Annotated in this window: 20 protein-coding genes; 15 read left to right on the top strand and 5 right to left on the bottom strand. The window is 66.7% G+C overall.

Going from position 1 to position 19,538, the window contains the following annotated elements; all coding sequences use genetic code 11:
* The coding region (locus N415_RS22765) for a chitinase (RefSeq protein WP_204366836.1) at window positions 1-1,005 on the top strand (1,005 nt) is incomplete at its 5' end.
* 96 nt (window positions 1,006-1,101) lie between these two features.
* Here the strand turns inward: N415_RS22765 and N415_RS22760 are convergent.
* Window positions 1,102-2,379 carry a cytochrome P450 gene (locus N415_RS22760; RefSeq protein ID WP_068186967.1) on the bottom strand — a complete coding sequence of 426 codons (1,278 nt, stop codon included), beginning with the start codon at window positions 2,377-2,379 and terminating at the stop codon, window positions 1,102-1,104.
* Window positions 2,380-2,569: 190 nt separating this feature from the next.
* Here N415_RS22760 and N415_RS22755 point away from each other — a divergent pair, with 190 nt between their 5' ends.
* Window positions 2,570-3,271 (top strand): TetR/AcrR family transcriptional regulator, encoded by a 702-nt coding sequence (locus tag N415_RS22755; RefSeq protein WP_068186966.1) that lies wholly within the window; start codon window positions 2,570-2,572, stop codon window positions 3,269-3,271.
* On the opposite strand, the gene N415_RS22750 is transcribed toward N415_RS22755, so the two are convergent.
* Window positions 3,187-3,573 (bottom strand): hypothetical protein, encoded by a 387-nt coding sequence (locus tag N415_RS22750; protein WP_152531535.1) that lies wholly within the window; start codon window positions 3,571-3,573, stop codon window positions 3,187-3,189. The two genes, N415_RS22755 and N415_RS22750, sit on opposite strands and share 85 nt — an antisense overlap.
* A 38-nt stretch (window positions 3,574-3,611) precedes the next feature.
* A complete protein-coding gene (locus N415_RS22745) occupies window positions 3,612-4,358 on the bottom strand; it encodes an enoyl-CoA hydratase/isomerase family protein (RefSeq protein ID WP_068186960.1) in 747 nt (248 codons plus the stop codon).
* Between the two features lie 116 nt (window positions 4,359-4,474).
* Between N415_RS22745 and N415_RS22740 the strand changes: the two genes are divergently transcribed.
* The 7 genes from N415_RS22740 (at window position 4,475) to N415_RS22710 (ending at window position 10,355) form a co-directional block, all read left to right on the top strand.
* On the top strand, window positions 4,475-4,897 hold the full coding sequence (locus N415_RS22740; RefSeq protein ID WP_068109771.1) for a lipoprotein LpqH: 423 nt from the start codon (window positions 4,475-4,477) through the stop codon (window positions 4,895-4,897).
* 89 nt (window positions 4,898-4,986) lie between these two features.
* Window positions 4,987-6,177 (top strand): amidohydrolase family protein, encoded by a 1,191-nt coding sequence (locus tag N415_RS22735; protein ID WP_068109768.1) that lies wholly within the window; start codon window positions 4,987-4,989, stop codon window positions 6,175-6,177.
* 6 nt (window positions 6,178-6,183) lie between these two features.
* The gene (locus tag N415_RS22730; RefSeq protein ID WP_081665428.1) at window positions 6,184-7,626 is read left to right on the top strand and encodes a FadD3 family acyl-CoA ligase; all 1,443 of its coding nucleotides are present in this window, start codon (window positions 6,184-6,186) and stop codon (window positions 7,624-7,626) included.
* 353 nt (window positions 7,627-7,979) lie between these two features.
* Entirely contained in the window at window positions 7,980-8,873 is an 894-nt protein-coding gene (locus tag N415_RS22725; RefSeq protein ID WP_068186974.1) for a hypothetical protein, read from the top strand.
* On the top strand, window positions 8,870-9,523 hold the full coding sequence (locus N415_RS22720; RefSeq protein ID WP_152531534.1) for a twin-arginine translocation pathway signal: 654 nt from the start codon (window positions 8,870-8,872) through the stop codon (window positions 9,521-9,523). The genes N415_RS22725 and N415_RS22720 overlap by 4 nt, the downstream gene beginning before the upstream one ends.
* A 10-nt stretch (window positions 9,524-9,533) precedes the next feature.
* Window positions 9,534-10,160 carry a fatty-acid--CoA ligase gene (locus N415_RS22715; RefSeq protein WP_068186956.1) on the top strand — a complete coding sequence of 209 codons (627 nt, stop codon included), beginning with the start codon at window positions 9,534-9,536 and terminating at the stop codon, window positions 10,158-10,160.
* Between the two features lie 9 nt (window positions 10,161-10,169).
* Window positions 10,170-10,355, top strand: coding sequence for a (2Fe-2S)-binding protein (locus N415_RS22710; RefSeq protein ID WP_068186955.1), 186 nt, complete (start codon window positions 10,170-10,172; stop codon window positions 10,353-10,355).
* Here N415_RS22710 and N415_RS22705 read toward each other — a convergent pair.
* On the bottom strand, window positions 10,352-12,037 hold the full coding sequence (locus tag N415_RS22705; protein ID WP_068186953.1) for an alpha-keto acid decarboxylase family protein: 1,686 nt from the start codon (window positions 12,035-12,037) through the stop codon (window positions 10,352-10,354). The two genes, N415_RS22710 and N415_RS22705, sit on opposite strands and share 4 nt — an antisense overlap.
* Before the next feature lie 65 nt (window positions 12,038-12,102).
* On the opposite strand from N415_RS22705, the gene N415_RS22700 reads away from it, so the two are divergent.
* The 4 genes from N415_RS22700 to N415_RS22685 are packed head-to-tail and all read left to right on the top strand — an operon-like array spanning window position 12,103 to window position 14,655.
* A complete protein-coding gene (locus N415_RS22700; RefSeq protein WP_068186951.1) occupies window positions 12,103-12,546 on the top strand; it encodes an SRPBCC family protein in 444 nt (147 codons plus the stop codon).
* Between the two features lie 5 nt (window positions 12,547-12,551).
* Window positions 12,552-13,685, top strand: coding sequence for a CaiB/BaiF CoA-transferase family protein (locus tag N415_RS22695; protein WP_068186950.1), 1,134 nt, complete (start codon window positions 12,552-12,554; stop codon window positions 13,683-13,685).
* Between the two features lie 58 nt (window positions 13,686-13,743).
* On the top strand, window positions 13,744-14,199 hold the full coding sequence (locus N415_RS22690) for an SRPBCC family protein (RefSeq protein WP_068113331.1): 456 nt from the start codon (window positions 13,744-13,746) through the stop codon (window positions 14,197-14,199).
* Window positions 14,200-14,202: 3 nt separating this feature from the next.
* Window positions 14,203-14,655, top strand: coding sequence for an SRPBCC family protein (locus N415_RS22685; RefSeq protein WP_068186949.1), 453 nt, complete (start codon window positions 14,203-14,205; stop codon window positions 14,653-14,655).
* Here the strand turns inward: N415_RS22685 and N415_RS22680 are convergent.
* On the bottom strand, window positions 14,624-15,796 hold the full coding sequence (locus N415_RS22680) for a pyridoxal phosphate-dependent aminotransferase (RefSeq protein ID WP_068186947.1): 1,173 nt from the start codon (window positions 15,794-15,796) through the stop codon (window positions 14,624-14,626). The two genes, N415_RS22685 and N415_RS22680, sit on opposite strands and share 32 nt — an antisense overlap.
* Window positions 15,797-16,155: 359 nt before the next feature.
* On the opposite strand from N415_RS22680, the gene N415_RS22675 reads away from it, so the two are divergent.
* Window positions 16,156-17,367: an acetyl-CoA C-acetyltransferase gene (locus N415_RS22675; protein ID WP_068186945.1), complete on the top strand. Its 1,212-nt coding sequence runs from the start codon at window positions 16,156-16,158 to the stop codon at window positions 17,365-17,367.
* A 4-nt stretch (window positions 17,368-17,371) separates the two neighbouring features.
* Entirely contained in the window at window positions 17,372-19,516 is a 2,145-nt protein-coding gene (locus N415_RS22670) for a 3-hydroxyacyl-CoA dehydrogenase NAD-binding domain-containing protein (RefSeq protein ID WP_068186944.1), read from the top strand.
* Window positions 19,517-19,538: the final 22 nt, after the last annotated feature.

Here is a 19,538-nt window from a genome sequence, read left to right as displayed (position 1 = left end):
CTCGGCGGCGGCACCGGCGGTCCCGGCACCGGCGGCACCGGGGCGGGCATCTACTCGCCCTACGTGGACATCACGCTGTGGCCCGGCCCCAACGGATACGACTTTGCGACGGCCGCCCACAACGGAGTCAAAAACGCCACGCTTGCCTTCATCAACGCCGACCCGAACGGCAATGCCTCCTGGGGTGGCTACTCGGCGTACGACGTAACGGGCGGCACCCAAAGCGCTTTCATCGATAACCAAATCGCCGACATGAAAGCCGCCGGCATCAACGGGACCATCTCGTTCGGCGGCGCGTTCGGCACCGATCTCTCTGCCGTCAACGGCCAGACCCCCACCGCGCTGGCGCAGCAGTACGCGTCGATTGTGAACACCTACAAGATCTACAACCTCGACTTCGACGTCGAAGGTGCGTTGCAGGGCAACACCCAAGCGATGAACACCCAATCGAAGGCCATCGCCATCCTGCAGCAGCAGGAGGCGGCCAATGGCACGCCCGTGACCGTCTCGTACACGCTTCCAGTGCTGCCGACGGGCCTGGTCGAGGGGCAGGGCGGCGGGCTGAACGTCCTGCAGATCGCGGCGACCAATGGCGTGAACGTCTCCCGCGTGAACATCATGGCCATGGACTACGGCAACGGTTTCGACCAGACCGGCAACCCCGGCATGGGCGCGTATGCGATCGATGCCGCGACGGCCACCCATACCCAGTTGATGACGCTCTACCCCTCGCTCACCAGCCAGCAGGCGTGGCACATGCTCGGGGTGACGCCGTTGATCGGAATCAACGACGACCCCAGCGAAATCTTCGGCCTCGCCGACGCGCAACAGCTCACCGCTTTTGCCGAGCAGCACGACATCGGGGAGCTGTCGATGTGGGAACTGCCCCGCGACCTCACGGGCACGTTGGGCGCGGTGGACGCCGTCGACGGCAGCGGAATTGTGCAAACCCCGTTAGAGTTCTCCGGAATCTTCGAGCAGATCGAAACCGCATCGCAACCCTGACGTCCGCCCCGGTTGGGCGAGCAGTCGCAAAAGCCCCCAATTATGTTGCGATATGGGGGCTTTTGCGTCTGCTCGGCGGTGGGGCCGGGACCGCCCTTACCCGTTCGGGGTGAAGGTGAGGTGGAGTTCGCTGAGTCCGCGCAGGATATACGTCGGCTCATAGGTGTAGCGACGATCGTCTGCGGGGCCGTGCTTGGCCTCGCTGATCGTGATGTCGCTCATCCGGTCCAGGATGCGCTCGATGGAGACCCGGCCCTCCACCCGGGCGAGCGGCCCGCCCGGACACGAGTGCACACCGCGCGCGAAAGCCATGTGCTCGCGGACATTCTTGCGGCGGAGATCGAACTCGTGCGGGTTCTCGAACCGGCGTGGGTCGCGGTTGGCGGCGCCGGGCAACACCATGACGACGGTGCCGGCGGGGATGTCGACGCCGCCGACCGTGGTGGCCCTGCGGGCCAGCCGCGAGTCGCTCTTGACGGGGCTGTCCATCCGCAGCGATTCCTCGATGAATCCGGGGATCAGGCTGCGGTCGTCGCGCAGCTGCTGCTGGATGTCGGGCCGCTCGCCGATCAGCTGCAGCGCGGCACTGAGCAGCTTGGCCGTGGTCTCCTGCCCGGCGGCGAAAAGGAATGTGGCGGAACGAACTACCTCGATGACCTCGGGCGTGGACCCGTCGGGATATTTAGCCGTGGCCAGGGAGGTCAGGACGTCGTTGCGCGGTTCGCGGCGCCGGTCCTCGATGTAGGCGCAGAACTTGTCGTCGAGCCACTCCAGTGGGTTGATGCCGACCGACTCGTGGTCCAGGGCGCCCACCCGCGCATCGGGACGGTCGGCGCCCAACACGACGCGGAACTCCTTGTGGTCCTCTTCGGGAACGCCGAGCAGGTCGGCAATCACCAACGTGGCGAACGGCTTTGAGTACTCGCTGATGAACTCGCACGCGCCGTTGGTCAGAAACTCGTCGAGCTGACGGTCGGCGAGGCGCCACATGAACTCCTCGTTCTGCTTCAGTCGGCTCGGGGTCAGCAGCTTGCTCAGCACCGAGCGCGCCCGGGTGTGTTCCGGTGGATCCATCGTCACCATGTGCTCGAACATCGGGAAATAACTGCGGTGCTGGTCGATCTGGGGGCTGATGTCGTCGCCGTCGGGCTGGAACGGCAGCGGCGGGAACGGCCCGCCGAGCGCGACGATGTTCGAGAACGTGTCGGGGTCCTTGTAGACCTCGCAGGCCTCCTCGTAGCCGGTGACGGCGACGACCCCGTGGTGCGGCAGCCGCAGTACCGGGTTTTGGCTGCGCAGGTAGTCGAAGTAGGGGTGCGGATCGGGCACCAGAGATTGATCGGTGAAGAAGTCGATCGTGTCGAAGGTGGTCATAGGACTGCGTCTCCCTGGGCTGGTCTACCGGTGAGGTTCGGCGGCAAGCGGCACCGCCGCCCAATTCCGAAAGCCAAAAATGTGCTGAGCACCTGCTTAGCATGGCGGTATTGTCAGGGTCAAGGCCGCAACGCGGGGCCGCGCTACGATCCGTGGGGTCGGCACCAACGCAGAAATACGGAGCAGGGATATGACTTCGGCCCGCAGGATCGGGGCGCCGGACGCGAAGAATCGCGCCCTGCTGCTCGACGCGGCCGAGCGGTTGATGATCGAAGAAGGATACGCCGCGGTGACGTCGCGCCGTCTGGCGAGCAAAGCGGGCTTGAAACCACAGCTGGTGCACTACTACTTCCGGACCATGGACGAGTTGTTCCTCGAGGTCTTCCGCCGCCGCGCCGAAGAAGCACTCGAGGTGCACGCGCAGCTGATGAAGTCGCCGCAGCCGCTGTGGGCGCTGTGGAGATTCGGCACCGATCCCGCGTTCACCCGCATCTCAATGGAATTCATGGCACTGGCCAACCATCGCAAGGCAATGCGAGCCGAAATCGCTTATTACGCAGAGCGTTTGCGCGAAGGGGAGCGACAAGCGGTGACAACTGCGTTACAGCAGTATGGGGTGGGCAGAGAACAGATGCCGCCGGCGGTGGTGGCCGTGCTCATGTCCAGCCTGTCGAGATTTCTGGTGCTCGAGCAGGCGATCGGCATGTCCAACGGTCATGCCGAAACCGTGCAATTGGTCGAAGATCATCTACGTCGCCTCGAAGGCGAGCCGCGGCCCATCGAGGGCGTGCCGCAAAGCTGGATGGTTCACCAGGTCCGCAGCGAACAGAGTGCGCCCTTGGGGCCGATGTTGGAGACCACGACCTTGCCGTCCACCGACAGGTCGCACTGAATGCCGCCCTGTGCCAGCGGTTCGCGACCGGTGGTGGCGGTGACCATCGCCCACTGATCGGGGTTCAACAGGTTCACCGGCTGAACCCACGGCTTACCCGGGGCGACGTCGGCGTGCACCTGCGGGGTGAATGAGTAGTTGTTGTGGCTGTAGTCGGAGAAGAGCGTCGGATCCTGATCCTGGTAGAAGATGTCGACGTAGGCCGGGCTCTTGGCCGAAACGATGTACACGACCTGATGCCAGACCGGGTCGGCATGTGCGCGTCCAGGGCTGACCAACGGACCCGTCAGCCCCAGCAACATCGCCGAGCCGACGCCCCACAGTTTCTTCGCGGTGCTGATCATGTCGCTCCTTCGGCTGCCGGGCGCGGACTGGCGGTGCGGTTCATCACCCGCTCTGCGGCCTGCCAGTGGGCGTCGGCAACCCACAGCCGTGCAAAGGATGCTATCGCTTCGTCCGCGGAAACGCCGCTGATTACCCGCTTTATCTCGGCCGCCGGGTGGCGGGCCAGCGACGTGGCGATCGATCGCCAGCCGTCGTCGAAGGAGGCGCGCGGAATCACCAAGTCCACCAAGCCGATCCGCTCCGCTTCGGCGGCGTCGAGGGCGGTTCCGGTGCCCGCCAACAGCAATGCCTTGCTCTTGCCGACGATCGCCGCCAGCCGTTCGGCGCCGCCCCACGCCGGCATGATCTCCAACGCCACCTGATTGAAGGCGATCTTGATGTCGTCGGCGGCCACCCGGATGTCGGCCGCCACCGCGACTTCGGCGCCGCCCCCGAAGGCGTGGCCGTTCAGGACGGCGACGACGGGGGCGGGGAATGCGGCGAGCTGATCGCAGATGGACCGCATCCGTTTCGCCATCGCCGCGGCGTCTTCTTCGGTCCGCAGCGCGCTCAGCTCCTTGAGGTCGCCGCCCGAGACGAACGCCCGGTCGCCGGCGCCCTTGATGACCAGGGTTCGTGCGCCGGCCGCGGCATCGATCGCCTTCTCCAGCTGCCCCATGGTGTCGGGCGCGATGGCGTTGCGCGCGTGGGGGCGGTCGATGGTGAGCACCGCAAGTCCATCATCGAACTCCAGGTCCACCATGGGTTATCGCTCCAATAAAAGGACAGCCGAAAAGCCGATATTGGCATTCTCTTTCGGGGAGAATAACATCATCGCAGCAGGTCCAGAAGCTCGTCGCCCAGGATCGAGGTGGCCCAGTGGGTAACCGAATGGTGGTCGTCGCCGCCGCCGCGCTTGCCGTCGCCGGCCTCGGCGCCTGCAGCCCCAAGGCCCAAACCCAGCTCTCCAGCACCGCGTCGGTGACCGTCAACGGAAACGACGCGAAGATCAACGTCGTCAAGTGCAGCCAGTTGGAGTGGTACCGCACCATCGACATCGGCGGCGACTTTGCCGGGGCCAAGGTCGTCATCGACCAACGAGCGCAGCCGCTGACCGCCCAATCCGTGCGCATCCAAAACCTGGGTGGCTTCACCGGCATGTATTCGAAGGACGACGGCGGCAACGCCGACATGAGCTTGAGCGGCGAGAAATTCACGATTACGGGTACGGCCAACGGCTTCAAGACCGACAAGCCGAACGAACCGGCTTCCGCCTCGTTCAAGATCATCGCCAACTGCTGACCGCGGAGGACAGAGCGCCCCGAGAGGGGCACGTTGCGAACGAGCGCCTCGAGAGAATAGTATTCTCGCAAATTGCGAAGGAGGATCTCATGGGCCAGTTGTCACATCGGGAGGACGTCCCGTTTCCGATCTTTGACGCGGATAACCATCTCTACGAGCCGCCGGAGGCGCTGACCAAGTTCCTGCCCAAGGCCTACAAGGACTACGTCCAGTACGTGCAGATCAACGGGCGCACCAAGATCGCCATCCGCGGCCACATCAGCAACTACATTCCCAACCCGACCTTCGAGGTCGTCGCCCGGCCGGGCGCCTGGGAGGAGTACTTCAAGTACGGCAACCCGGACGGCAAGAGCAAGCGCGAGCTGTTCGGCGAGCCGATGCGCGCGATCCCGGCGTTCTTCGAGCCCGGCCCGCGCCTGGAGAAGATGAACGAGCTGGGGTTGGACCGCACCCTGATGTTCCCGACCCTGGCCAGCCTGCTCGAGGAGCGGCTGCGCGACGACCCGGTCGCCATCCATGTTCTGATCCACGCGCTGAACGAGTGGCTCGACGAGGTCTGGGGCTTCAACTACCAGAACCGGATCTTCACCACCCCGGTCATCACCCTGCCAATCGTGGAGAAGGCGATCGAGGAACTGGAATGGGCCGTCAAGCGAGGGGCCCGCTGCATCCTGATCCGCCCGGCCCCGGTCCCCGGCTTCCGTGGCCCGCGGTCGTTCGCGCTGCCCGAGTTCGACCCGTTCTGGGAGCGGGTCGTCGAGCACGACGTGCTGGTCGGCATGCACTCCAGTGACAGCGGCTACTCCCGCTACACCTCGGAGTGGGACGGCGCCGAACAGGAGATGTTGCCGTTCCAGACCAACGCGATGGGCATCCTCAACGAGTGGCGGCCGATCCAGGACGCGGTCGGCTCGTGGGTGATCCACGGCGCGCTGTACCGCCACCCGAAGCTGAAGGTCGCCATCGTCGAGGCCGGTTCGAAGTGGATGACCCCGCTGCTGGACGGCCTGGCCGAGGTCTTCCGCAAGGCCCCGGAGGCGTTCCCCAGCGATCCGGTCGAGATGGTCAAGAACCGGATCCACGTGAGCCCGTTCTTCGAGGACGGCATCGACGATCTGATCAACCTCGTCGGCGTGGATCAGGTGCTCTACGGCTCGGACTGGCCGCACCCGGAGGGACTGGCGGAGCCGACGTACTACGTCAACGCGCTGTCGCACCTGTCGGTCGACGACCAGGCCAAGATCATGGGCGGCAACCTCGGCCGGCTCGTCACGGTGTAATACGCGCTGAAGAGTCCTTGGCAGACCATCCCCGAGATGGTCTTGAGCGCGGCGGACGGTTTCGGTGACGCGGAAGCGGTCGTCGACGGTCCGCTGCGCTTGACGTTCAACCAGGTCGTCGAGCGGATCCGTTGCGCCGCAGGCGCGTTCGCGAACCTCGGTGTCGACAAAGGTGACCGCGTCGCAATCTGGGCGCCCAACTCGGCGGAGTGGATCATCGCGGCGTTCGGGCTGCTGACTGCGGGCGGCGTGCTGGTGCCGGTCAACACGCGGTTCAAGACCGAAGAAGCCGGCGACATCATCGCCCGCAGCCGAGTCAAGGCCGTCCTGGTGCAGAAGGGCTTTCTCGGCCAGGACTACACCGCACCGGCGGGGACACCCGTCATCGACCTGAAGTCCGACTTTCTTTCCAGCGGTGCCCCGTTCGAGCGGGCGGTCAGCGGCAACGACATCTCGGACATCATCTTCACCTCGGGCACGACCGGCCGTCCGAAGGGCGCGATGATGAATCATCGCCAGACGCTGCGGATGTACGAGGAGTGGGCCACGCTCGCCGATCTGCGGCGAGGCGACCGCTACCTGCAGATCAATCCCTACTTCCACACCTTCGGACTGAAGGCGGGACTGGTCACCTCCTTCCTGCGCGGCGCGACGATGCTGCCGGTCGCGGTTTTCGACGTCGACACGGTGGTGGATTTGATTGCGCGCGAAGGCATCACGATGCTGCCCGGGCCGCCGACGCTGTACCACTCGCTGCTCACGATTCAAGACAAGTCCAAGCTGTCGACGCTGCGGGCCGGTGTGACCGGTGCGGCGGACATCCCCGTTGAGCTGGTCCGTCGCATCCACGACGAATTGCCGTTCCAGACGCTGATGACCGGTTACGGGCTCACGGAGGCCGGCAACGTCACGCTGTCGCTGCCCGGCGATTCCTTCGAGGACGTGGCCACCACCGCCGGCCTGCCCTGTGAGGGAGTCGAGGTGCGCATCGCCGACGACGGCGAGGTACTGGTTCGCGGCTACGGCGTCATGCAGGGCTACCTCGACGATCCCGTCGCCACCGCGGAGGCGATCGACGCCGACGGCTGGCTGCACACCGGAGACCTGGGCAACTTCACCGATTCGGGCCGGCTCCGGATCGTCGGGCGCAAGAAGGACATGTTCATCGTCGGCGGATTCAATGCCTATCCCGCCGAGATCGAAGGCTTCCTGATGAACCACCCGGCCGTCGCGCAGGCGGCGGTGATCGGCGTTCCCGACGAGCGGCTCGGCCAAGTGGGCAAGGCGTTCGTAGTCCGCAAAGACGGCGAATCCACCGTCAGCGCCGACGAATTGATCGACTGGTGCCGCGAGCGCATGGCGGGCTTCAAGGTGCCGCGTTCGGTGGAGTTCTTGGAGGCCCTGCCGCTCAACGCCACCGGCAAGGTGGTCAAAGACTTGCTGCGCTAGCCGCGTGCGGCCTCACCGTATGTCCGATTAGAGAACCCCATTTCCACAGCTTGTTTGGCATTTGTACAGTGGCGCCGCAGTGGTACGGGCGGAGCTCTCAGGCGAAGGTGATAACGTGGCTCTCCTGGTCGTCGCGACATTCGCGGCGGAAGAATATCGGCGCAGATGCTCGCCGCTAATGCGCATCCCGAGTATGGTGGCCCAACGGCGACGACGCCCTGCTGGGACGCCGTGGCCAGCGCGGGCAAGCGGTAGAGGAGTTTGGCATTGAGTCACGAGCAGCCTCGTTCTCGGGCTGGTGAACGGTGAGTGGCGGCGCCCGCCAGAATGCCGCTGACACGAAATTGGTTCCGGTGAACGAGGACAAGACCCCAAGCACTGCCGCCGAAATCCGGGCGCTGGCCGAACAGGCCGAGGCGGAAGCCCAAGAAGCGGAAGCCCTTGCCGCCGCCGCCCGCGCCCGCGCCCGCGCTATCCAGTTGCGCCGCGAGGCCGAACTCGCGGAGGCCAAGGTCTCCGAAACCAAACAAGCAGCCACCGCAGAAGCCGTCGCAGCAGAAGAGGCGGCGGACGTGACAGAATCCGTCCAACCCGAGGCGTCCGACGCGGCGCCCGAGGTGAAGGCGGACGAGACCGAGACCGCCGAAGCTGAAGACACCGAAGCTGCCGACACCGAAGAGCCAGTTGCCGACGCCGACGAGGCCGAGGCGCCGGTGCCGGCCGGCCGCCGGCTCCGCCTAGCCCGACGGCTTCGCCGCCCCAAGTGGTCCACCCTCGCCGCTTCCGTGGCGATCATCGTGATCCTCGTCGCGCTGGCGGGCAGCGGCTACATGATCAAGGAGCACCGCGACGCGGTCCGGCAGCGACAGCGCGCCGCCGAGTTCGTCGCCGCCGCGCGCCAGGGCGTCGTGACGTTGACGTCGCTGGACTTCAACAACGCCAAGCAAGGCGTGCAGCGCATCCTGGAGAACTCCACCGGCACGTTCAAGGACGACTTCCTGAAGATGGCCGACGATTTCACCAAGGTGGTGGAGCAGTCGAAGGTGGTATCGCAGGGCAGCGTTCAGGCCGCGGCCGTGGAGCTGGACTCGATGACGAAGGACTCGGCGGTGGTGCTGGTGGCCTCGACCTCCGAGGTCACCAATGCGGCCGGCGCCAAACAGGATCCGCGTAACTACCGGCTCATCGTGACGGTCACTCGCGACGGTGGCCAGCTCAAGATATCGAAAGTCGAGTTTGTGCCGTGACCGCAGACGAAAAATCGGTCCAAGACACCACGGAAGTCGAGGAGACGGCGGAGGCCGAAGAGGCGACCGAGGTAGCAGAACAGGCGCAGCCCGCCGAGGACATCGACGATCACGGTAAAGCGCCCGGCCGCTGGAAGCGCCTTGCCGCCCAGGCGAAGAAACGGTCGGCCGGCAAGGTGGTCCCGGCCGTGCTGGCCTTGCTCGTGATCGCCTCGCTGAGCCTCCTGGGCTGGCAGTACTGGTTCTCCTATCGGCCCGACCGGGCGACCGATGCGTCGGCCGCAAAGTCGGCGATCTCGGCCGCCAGCGACGGAACGGTGGCGGTGCTGTCGTATTCGCCCGATACCCTCGACCGCGATTTCTCTTCCGCGAAGTCACACCTGACCGGCGACTTCTTGTCCTACTACGACCAATTCACCCAGCAGATCGTCGCCCCCGCGGCCAAGCAGAAGTCGGTGAAGACCAGCGCCGTGGTGCTGCGCGCCGCGGTGTCCGACCTGCGCCCGGATTCGGCCACCGTGCTGTTGTTCGTCAACCAGAGCACGCAGAGCAAGGACAGGCCGGAGCCGACGTTCACCAACAGCAGCGTGACGGTCACGCTGACGAAAGCCAATGGGAAGTGGCTCATCTCGTCGTTCAACCCGATTTAGGACAGCCACGTTGAGCACCGGTGACATTCACTCGATGGTGATCGCATCGGACTATCGCGTCCCCGACCCGACCCGGGTGTGGCCGCTGCTCGAGCGCAACAAGGCGGCGCTCGCCGACATCGGCGCCCACCATGTGCTGGTGTACACGTCCACCCACGAGCACGGGCGCGTGCTGGTGATGATCGGGGTGCACAGTCGCGAGCCCATCGTGGAGCTGCTGCGCTCGCGGGTCTTCTTCGACTGGTTCGACGCCGCCGGCGTCGAGGACATACCCGCGGTCTTTGCCGGCGAAATCATCGACAGATTTGTTCCGCAACCGTCGTCCAAACCGGCCGCGCCCGGCGTGGTGGTGTGCGCGATCGCGTCCGTCGAGGACGTCGCGACCCTGACCGCGGGATTTCGCTCGGCCATGGACGGGCTCGCCGGGGCCGGCGTCCGAAAGACGTCGGTATTCCAGGCTTTTGACGACGACCACGAGGTGCTGATCCTGTCGGAGTTTCCCGACGAGGTCGCCGCCCAGCGGTGGATCGACCATCCCGACGCCGCGGCGCAATGGATGTCGGGCGTGGGCGTCGGAGCCCACCCGCCGGTGTTCCTCGGCCGGCTTTACGACACGATGCGCATCGAGGACGACTGAGCGCGGCTGATGTTCGTCTGCCTGTGCAACGGCGTCACCAGCCATACGGTCGCCGAATGCGTCGCCGCCGGGGCGTCCACGACCAAGGAGGTCGCCCAGGCGTGTGGGGCCGGGGCCGATTGCGGGCGCTGCCGGCGCACCGTGCAGGCGATGCTGCGCTCGTCGACCCCGGACCGGACGGGGCGCTCGCGCTAGGCTTTTGAGCGGCGAGCGTTGCCCTCCGGCGACATGGATCCGACGAGTTGGCCGAGCAGACGCGGGATCTCCAGCCGCGGCAGGACCACCTCGACGAAGACCATGCGGTCCTGATGCTGCGCCGCCGCGGTGAACGCGTCGTCGAGTTCGCCGTAGGTCTGGGCGCGGAACGCCAGGTGGTTGGAAACCCCCAGCGCGCGCGGGACATCGGTCCAGCTCCAGCTCACGATGTCGTTGTAAGGGGCAGTCTTTCCATGGATCGCCCGTTCGACGGTGTAGCCGTCGTTGTTGACGACCACGATGACCGGCGACAGTCCCTCGCGGGAGAAGATGCCGAGTTCCTGCACGGTCAGCTGCGCCGCACCGTCGCCGATCAGCAGCACCGTCCTGCGGTCCGGATGCGCCACCGCGGCCCCGACCGCCGCGGGCAGCGTGTAACCGATTGAACCCCAAAGCGGTTGGCCGATGAAGGTGACGCCGTGCGGCAACCGATGATCCGCCATTCCGTAAAACGAGGTGCCCTGGTCGGCCAGCACCACGTTGCCCGGTGTGAGCGCAACGCACAGCCGGTCCCAGACCATTTGTTGGGTGAGTGGTTGATCGCGCGACGGGGGCGGTGGCAAGGGCTCGGCCGGCGGGGCCTGCACGGGGGGTGACGTGATCCCGCGCCCGACCAGGATGTCGGCCAGCGCCTCCAGCGCGGCGCCCATCTCCAACGGCGCGAAAACCTCACCGGCCACACTGCTTTGGTACTGCCCGACGTCGATGGTCCGCGCCGGGTCGATCCGCTGGCTGAAGAAGCCGCTGACCATGTCGGTGAATACCACCCCGGCCGTCACCAGCACCGGCGCGTCCTCGATCGCCGCGCGCACCCCTTCCGCGCTGGCCGAACCGGCGTAGATGCCAAGGAAATTCGGGGAGCTCTCGTCGAGCAGGCTCTTTCCCCACATCAACGTGGCGTGCGGCACCACGTCCGCCGCCAGCAACGCCTCGAGCTCCTTGATGGCTTGCAGCCGGTGCACCAGCAGATCGGCCAGCACGGTCAGCTGATGATCGCCGATGAGTCGCGTCGCGGCCTCGATGAACAGCGACAGTGCGCGGGGGCTGGTGCCGCCGGTGTAGCGCGGCAGCGGCGCGTCGGGCGGTTCGGTGGGGAAGCGGGCCACGTCGGTGGACAGCAGCAGGTACCCGGGCCGTTTTTGCTCGCGTACCTCCGAGAGCACCCGATCGATCTCTCGGCACGCGGTGGCCGGCATGAGATTCGCCTGGGCGCAGGTGATTTCGCGGCTGATCCGAAAGAAGTGCTCGAAGTCGCCGTCGCCGAGGGAATGGTGCAGCGCGCGCCGGGCGCCCTGGGCGTCTTTGGACGGGCCGCCGACGATGTGCACGACGGGCACGTGCTCGGCGTAGCTGCCGGCGATCGCGTTGGTGGCCGAGAGCTCACCCACCCCGAATGTCGTTACCACGGCCGACATTCCGCGCAGCCGTCCGTACCCGTCGGCGGCGTAGCCGGCGTTGAGCTCGTTGGCGCTGCCCACCCACCGAATGGTCGGATGGGCGACGATGTGGTCCAGGAATTCCAGGTTGTAGTCGCCGGGGACGCCGAAGATCTCGGAGACACCGAGTTCGGCGAGGCGGTCCAGTAGGTAGTCGCCGACGGTGTAGACGAGGGGATCAGTCACAAGCACGACGGTACGCCCGGTCCAAACCGTTCCAGCCGACACGCCGCTTCGCCTATTGTGCGGGCATGGCTATCAAAGAATCCCGCGACATCGTCATCGAAGCCAGCCCCGAGGAGATTCTGGACGTCATCGCCGACTTCGAAGCGATGCCCGAATGGTCGGACCCACACCAGAGCGCGGAGATCCTCGAGACCGGGGACGACGGGCGGCCCAGCAAGGTGAAGATGAAGGTCAGGACCGCGGGCATCACCGACGAACAGGTGGTGGCCTACACCTGGAGCGGCAACGACGTGAGCTGGACGTTGGTCAGCTCGGGCCAGCAGAAGTCACAGGACGGCAAGTACACGCTGGTGCCGCAGGGAGAGGCGACTTTGGTCAAGATGGAGATCCGGGTCGACCCGAACGTGCCGCTGCCCGGCTTCGTGCTCAAACGGGCCGTCAAGGGCACGATCGATTCCGCGACCAAGGCCCTGCGCGAGCGGGTGCTCGCGGTCAAGAAGGGCAACTAGTCGCGGTGACGAGCGAGGGCCCCCTGGCCGGCGTGCGGGTGATCGAACTCGGCGGCATCGGGCCGGGGCCGCACGCCGGGATGATGCTCGCCGACCTCGGCGCCGACGTGGTGCGGGTGCGCCGGCCCAGCGTGGCGATCGCGAGCGCGGCGAAGCCGGGCGAAGCGGGTCGCCACCAAGGGGGCGGGCTGACGATGCCGCCGGAGGACCGCGACCTGCTGCACCGCGGAAAGCGGATCGTCGACCTCGACGTCAAGTCGCAGCCACAGGCGCTGCTGGAGCTCGCCGCCAAGGCCGACGTGCTGCTCGACTGCTTCCGGCCCGGCACCTGCGAGCGACTCGGCATCGGACCCGAGGACTGTGCGGCGGTCAATCCGCGGCTGATCTTCGCGCGGATCACCGGCTGGGGGCAGCACGGTCCGGTGGCTCACACGGCGGGCCACGACATCAACTACCTGTCGCAGACCGGTGCGCTCTCGGCGCTCGGATATCGGGACCGGCCGCCGACGCCGCCGCTGAACCTGGTTGCCGACTTCGGCGGCGGCTCGATGCTGGTGCTGCTGGGCATCGCCGTCGCGCTGTACGAGCGGGAACGGTCGGGCCGGGGCCAGGTCGTCGACGCCGCGATGGTCGACGGCGTCAGCCTGCTCGCCCAGATGATGTGGACCATGAAGTCGACCGGTTCGCTGCGCGACGAGCGCGAATCGTTCCTGCTCGACGGCGGCGCCCCGTTCTACCGGTGCTACGAGACCGCCGACGGCAAATACGTCGCCGTCGGCGCCATCGAGCCGCAGTTCTTCGCGGCGCTGCTCGACGGGCTCGGCCTGTCGCCCGCCGAGGTGCCTACCCAGCTCGACATCGGTTCGTATCAACGGATGTACGACATCTTCGCGAAGCGCTTCGCCAGCCGGACCCGCGACGAATGGACGGAGATCTTCGCCGGCACCGACGCGTGTGTCACCCCGGTGTTGACCTGGAATGAGGCGGCCGCCGACGACCATCTGAACGCCAGGTCGACGTTGATCACCGCGCACGGCGCGAAACAGGCCGCTCCCGCGCCGCGCTTCTCCCGGACCCCGGCCGGACCGGTCGGGCCGCCGCCCGCGGCAACCACTCCGCTCGACGAAATCGGCTGGTAAGTAGAGATTTACGCGAACCTCACCCGCGTATGGGGCGCTGGGGTTACTTTGTTCTGTAGTGGCCGTAAAAGCATCACGGGAATTCGTCGTCGACGCGCCGCCGGAAGTGGTCATGGAGGCGCTGACAGACGTCGGCGTCCTTTCCTCCTGGTCGCCGCTGCACAAAGACATCGAAGTGATCGACCGTTATCCCGACGGGCTCCCACACCACGTCAAGACGAAGATCAAGATTTTGGGTCTGGTCGACAAAGAGATCCTGGAATACCACTGGGGCCCCGACTGGGTCGTCTATGACGCGAAGGGCACCGCGCAGCAGCACGGCCAGCACATCGAGTACAACCTCAAGCCCGAGGGCCTCGACAAGACGCGCGTGCGTTTCGACATCACCGTCGAGCCGGCGGGGCCCATTCCGGCGTTCGTCGTCAAGCGGGCCACCGAACGGGTTCTCGACGCCTCGGTGAAGGGGCTGAGCGAGCTGGTGGCGGGCGGTCGCGGATCGGGCGGTGCGACTTAGCCAGTGGCCGTACAAGCATCGTCGGAAATCGTCATCGACGCGCCCCCGGAAGTCATCATGGACGCGCTCGCCGACATGGAGAACGTGCCGTCGTGGTCCGCGGTGCACAAGAGGGCCGAGGTCATCGACACCTATCCCGACGGGCGACCGTGCCATGTGAAGGTGACGATCAGGGTGATGGGCATCTTCGACACGCAGTTCCTCGAGTACCACTGGGGCCCGGACTGGATGGTGTGGGACGCCGAAAAGACCATCCACCAACACGGCCAGCACGGCGAGTACAACCTGACCCGCGAGGGCGACGACAAGACCCGGGTGCGATTCGGCATCACCGTCGAACCGTCGGCGCCGCTGCCCGAGTTCGTGATCAGCCGGGCCCGCAAGAAGATCCTGCATGCCGCGCTGGAGGGACTTCGGAAGCGGGTTATGGGCCCCGCAGCGCCGCCAGGCGCCTGATTGCCTCGTCGAGGGTGGCCTCGCGTTTGCAGAACGTGAAGCGCACCAGGTGATTCCACACGTCGGCATGGGGTGCCGCCGGATCGCAGAACGCCGACATCGGGATGGCGGCCACGCCGACCTTCTCCGGGAGCGCCGCGCAGAAGGCGGTGCTGTCGTCGTAGCCGAGCGGGCGCGGGTCGGCGCACAGGAAGTAGGTGCCGTCGCTGTCGTGCACCGCGAAGCCGATCTGGCTCAGCCCGGCGGCCAGCCGGTCCCGCCTGCCCTGCAAGGAGCGGCGAAGCTCGGCGACCCATGCGTCCTCGGTATCCAGCGCGAGAGCCACCGCGGGCTGGAACGGCGCGCCGCCGACGTAGCTCAGATACTGTTTGGCCGCGCGCACCCCGGCGATGAGTTGCGCTGGGCCGCAGGCCCACCCGATCTTCCAACCGGTGCAGTTGAACATCTTGGCCGCGCTGGAGATCGTGATGGTGCGCTCGGCCATGCCGTCGAAGCCGGCCAGCGGAAGGTGGCGGTTGGCGTCAAACACCAGGTGTTCGTACACCTCGTCGGTGATCACCAAAAGGTCGGCGGCCACCGCGATCTCGGCGATCGCGGTGAGATCCGTCGCGCTCAGCACCGTGCCGGTGGGGTTGTGCGGCGAGTTGACGATCAGCGCGCGGGTCCGTGGCGTCACCGCGCGCCGCAGGGCGTCGGCGTCCAAAGCGAAGCCACGGCCGTCGGGCACCAGCGGCACGGTCACCCGGTGCGCGCCGGCCATCGCGACCACGGGCGAATAGGAATCGTAGAAGGGTTCGATGAGCACCACCTCCGAGCCCGGCTCGACCAGCCCGATCACCGATGCGGCGATGGCCTCGGTGGCCCCGACCGTCACCAATATCTCGGTGTCGGGGTCGTAGTCGATCCCGAAGTGCCGCCGGCGATGCGCGGCGACGGCCTGGCGCAGCGGCGCGATGCCGATGCCGGGCGGGTACTGGTTGACGCCGGCGGCGATGGCGTCCTGGGCGGCCTTCAGCAATGCGGGGGGCCCGTCCTCGTCGGGGAAGCCCTGGCCGAGGTTCACCGCACCGATCCGCGCGGCCAGCGCCGACATCTCGGCGAACACCGTCGTCGCGTAGGGCCGGAGTCGCGACACCGTCATGGGGGAGGAGCTTAAGGCCGCGCCTTAGCGGGCTTGTCACAGGCGCCACATTGGCCCCTGGCCGGAGTACCACCGCTTGTGCCCGCCTCAGAACGACAATGCGCGCGGGTTCTTGGCGGTGTCGCTATGAGGCGGGCAGTTCGGGTATCGGCCGGCGCAGAGAGTGGAGAGACTGATGTGACTAGCGCGGCCAATGCGGCCAGGTGTCAGCGACGAGTTGACTGCACCGTCGCGTTCGTCCCTCTGACCAGCAGGATCCCGCCCAACCAACAGGTTGGACGGGCGCCCTGTTAGGGTGGCCGGTACTGGACCTAGTGTTTTAGGACGGACCCAAACCAATCTTCGAAGAGGAAGTCGACATGTCCGAAGAAGCCTTCATCTACGAGGCGATCCGCACGCCCCGCGGCAAGCAGAAGAACGGGTCGTTGACCGAGGTCAAGCCGTTGAACCTGGTCGTCGGTCTGATCGAGGAGCTGCGCCGGCGCCACCCCGACCTGGACGAGAGCCTGATCAGCGACGTCGTATTGGGGTGCGTGTCACCCGTCGGTGACCAGGGTGGCGACATCGCCCGCACCGCGGTGATCGCGGCCGGCATGCCCGACACCGTCGGCGGCGTGCAGCTCAACCGGTTCTGCGCCTCCGGCCTGGAGGCCGTCAACACCGCCGCCCAGAAGGTCCGCTCCGGCTGGGACGACCTGGTGCTCGCCGGTGGTGTGGAGTCGATGAGCCGCGTCCCGATGGGCTCGGACGGCGGCGCCATGATGGCGGACCCGGCCACCTCGTATGACGCCTACATCGTGCCGCAGGGCATCGGTGCGGACCTGATCGCCACGATCGAGGGCTTCTCTCGCGAGGACGTCGACGCCTACGCCCTGCGCTCGCAGCAGCTCGCGGCCGAGGCGTGGTCGGGTGGCTACTTCGCCAAGTCGGTGGTCCCGGTCCGCGACCAGAACGGCCTGCTGATCCTCGACCACGACGAGCACATGCGCCCGGACACCACGATGGAGGGCCTCGCCAAGCTGAAGCCCGCTTTCGAAGGCCTGGCCGCGATGGCCGGCTTCGACGACGTGGCGCTGCAGAAGTATCACTGGGTCGAAAAGATCAACCACGTCCACACCGGCGGCAACAGCTCGGGCATCGTCGACGGCTCCGCGCTGGTGCTCATCGGCAACGAGAAGGCGGGCACCTCGCAGGGCCTGACGCCGCGCGCCCGCATCGTGGCCACCGCCACCACCGGCGCCGACCCGACCATCATGCTCACCGGCCCGACGCCGGCCACCCAGAAGGTGCTCGACCGGGCCGGGCTGACCGTCGACGACATCGACCTGTTCGAGCTGAACGAGGCGTTCGCGTCGGTCGTGCTGAAGTTCCAGAAGGACCTGAACATCCCCGACGAGAAGCTCAACGTCAACGGCGGCGCCATCGCGATGGGCCACCCGCTGGGCGCCACCGGCGCCATGATCCTGGGCACCATGGTCGACGAGCTCGAGCGCCGCAATGCGCGTCGCGCGCTGATCACGCTCTGCATCGGCGGCGGCATGGGCGTGGCCACCATCATTGAGAGGGTTTAAGACCATGGCAGAGAACACCATTCAGTGGGATAACGACGCCGACGGCATCGTCACGCTGACGCTGGACGACCCCACCGGGTCGGCCAACGTGATGAACGAGCACTATAAGGAGTCCATGCACAAGGCAGTGGAACGCCTTGTCGCCGAGAAGGACTCGGTCACCGGTGTGGTGATCACGAGCGCCAAGAAGACGTTCTTCGCCGGCGGTGACCTGAAGCACATGATCAACGCCGGCCCGGAGAACGCGGGCGAGGTCTTCGCCGAGGTCGAGGACATCAAGCGCGACCTGCGCACCCTGGAGACCCTCGGCAAGCCGGTGGTGGCCGCCATCAACGGCGCGGCGCTGGGCGGCGGTCTGGAGATCGCGCTGGCCTGCCATCACCGCATCGTGGCCGACGTCAAGGGCGTCCAGATCGGGCTGCCCGAGGTCACGCTGGGTCTGTTGCCCGGCGGTGGCGGCGTCACCCGCACGGTGCGGATGCTGGGCATCCAGAACGCCTTCGTCAACGTGCTCAGCCAGGGCACCCGGTTCAAGCCGGCCGCGGCCAAGGACAACGGCCTCGTGGACGAGATCGTCGGCAGCGTAGACGAATTGGTGCCGGCGGCAAAGGCGTGGATCAAGGCCAACCCGGAGGCGCACACCCAGCCGTGGGACGTCAAGGGCTACAAGATTCCGGGCGGCACCCCGTCGTCTCCGGCGCTGGCTGCCATCCTGCCGTCGTTCCCGTCGCTGCTACGCAAGCAGCTCAAGGGCGCGCCGATGCCGGCGCCGCGGGCCATCCTGGCCGCGGCCGTCGAGGGCACGCAGGTGGACTTCGACACCGCCACCCGCATCGAGAGCCGCTACTTCACCGAGCTGGTGACCGGCCAGGTCGCCAAGAACATGATCCAGGCCTTCTTCTTCGACCTGCAGCACATCAACGGCGGCGGGTCGCGGCCGGACGGCATCGAGCCGGTCAAGATCAACAAGATCGGCGTGCTGGGCGCGGGCATGATGGGCGCCGGCATCGCGTACGTGTCGGCCAAGGCCGGCTTCGACGTGGTGCTGAAAGACGTCAGCATCGAGGCCGCCGAGAAGGGCAAGAATTACTCGGAAAAGCTCGAGGCCAAGGCGCTGGAGCGGGGCAAGACCACCGAGGAGAAGAGCAAGGCGCTGCTGGACCGCATCACGCCGACGGCCGACCCCGCCGACTTCAAGGGTGTCGACTTCGTAGTCGAGGCGGTGTTCGAGAACCAGGACCTCAAGCACAAGGTGTTCCAGGAGATCGAGGACATCGTCGAACCCAACGCGCTGCTCGGGTCGAACACCTCCACGCTGCCGATCACCGGTCTGGCGACCGGTGTGAAGCGGCAGGAGGACTTCATCGGGATCCACTTCTTCTCCCCGGTCGACAAGATGCCTCTGGTCGAAATCATCAAGGGCGAGAAGACTTCTGACGAGGCGCTGGCCCGCGTGTTCGACTACACGCTGGCCATCGGCAAGACCCCGATCGTCGTCAACGACAGCCGCGGCTTCTTCACCAGCCGCGTCATCGGCACGTTCGTCAACGAGGCGCTGGCGATGCTCGGCGAGGGCGTCGAGCCGGCGTCCATCGAGCACGCCGGTACGCAGGCCGGCTACCCGGCGCCGCCGCTGCAGCTGTCCGACGAGCTCAACCTCGAGCTGATGCACAAGATCGCCACGGCCACCCGCAAGGGCGTCGAGGATGCCGGCGGCACCTACGAGCCGCACCCGGCGGAGGCCGTCGTCGAGAAGATGATCGAGCTCGGCCGCCCGTCGCGGTTGAAGGGCGCGGGCTTCTACGAGTATGTCGACGGCAAGCGCACCCAGCTCTGGCCGGGGCTGCGCGAGACGTTCAAGTCCGGTTCGTCGCAGCCGCCGCTGCAGGACATGATCGACCGGATGCTGTTCGCCGAGGCGCTGGAAACTCAGAAGTGTCTCGACGAGGGCGTGCTGACGTCGACCGCCGACGCCAACATCGGGTCGATCATGGGCATCGGGTTCCCGCCCTACACCGGTGGTAGCGCGCAGTTCATCGTCGGCTACTCCGGTGCCGGCGGAACGGGCAAGGACGCCTTCGTGGCCCGGGCCCGCGAGCTGGCCGCCAAGTACGGCGACCGCTTCCTGCCGCCGGACTCGCTGACGTAGCCACCAGACGCGAAAGCCCCCG

This window comes from Mycobacterium sp. UM_CSW (assembly GCF_000455205.1).
Classification (GTDB): Bacteria; Actinomycetota; Actinomycetes; order Mycobacteriales; family Mycobacteriaceae; genus Mycobacterium.
The sequence above is the reverse complement of the archived record's forward strand: the minus strand, read 5'-3'. Positions and strand labels throughout refer to the sequence as shown.

Excerpts from the sequence above, each read along its gene's own strand:
- N415_RS22750 (WP_152531535.1), bottom strand. The coding sequence starts at position 3,573 with ATGTTGCTGGGGCTGACGGGTCCGTTGGTCAGCCCTGGACGCGCACAT.
- N415_RS22710 (WP_068186955.1), top strand. The coding sequence starts at position 10,170 with ATGTTCGTCTGCCTGTGCAACGGCGTCACCAGCCATACGGTCGCCGAA.
- N415_RS22675 (WP_068186945.1), top strand. The coding sequence starts at position 16,156 with ATGTCCGAAGAAGCCTTCATCTACGAGGCGATCCGCACGCCCCGCGGC.
- N415_RS22760 (WP_068186967.1), bottom strand. The coding sequence starts at position 2,379 with ATGACCACCTTCGACACGATCGACTTCTTCACCGATCAATCTCTGGTG.
- N415_RS22745 (WP_068186960.1), bottom strand. The coding sequence starts at position 4,358 with ATGGTGGACCTGGAGTTCGATGATGGACTTGCGGTGCTCACCATCGAC.
- N415_RS22700 (WP_068186951.1), top strand. The coding sequence starts at position 12,103 with ATGGCTATCAAAGAATCCCGCGACATCGTCATCGAAGCCAGCCCCGAG.
- N415_RS22755 (WP_068186966.1), top strand. The coding sequence starts at position 2,570 with ATGACTTCGGCCCGCAGGATCGGGGCGCCGGACGCGAAGAATCGCGCC.
- N415_RS22680 (WP_068186947.1), bottom strand. The coding sequence starts at position 15,796 with ATGACGGTGTCGCGACTCCGGCCCTACGCGACGACGGTGTTCGCCGAG.
- N415_RS22735 (WP_068109768.1), top strand. The coding sequence starts at position 4,987 with ATGGGCCAGTTGTCACATCGGGAGGACGTCCCGTTTCCGATCTTTGAC.
- N415_RS22670 (WP_068186944.1), top strand. The coding sequence starts at position 17,372 with ATGGCAGAGAACACCATTCAGTGGGATAACGACGCCGACGGCATCGTC.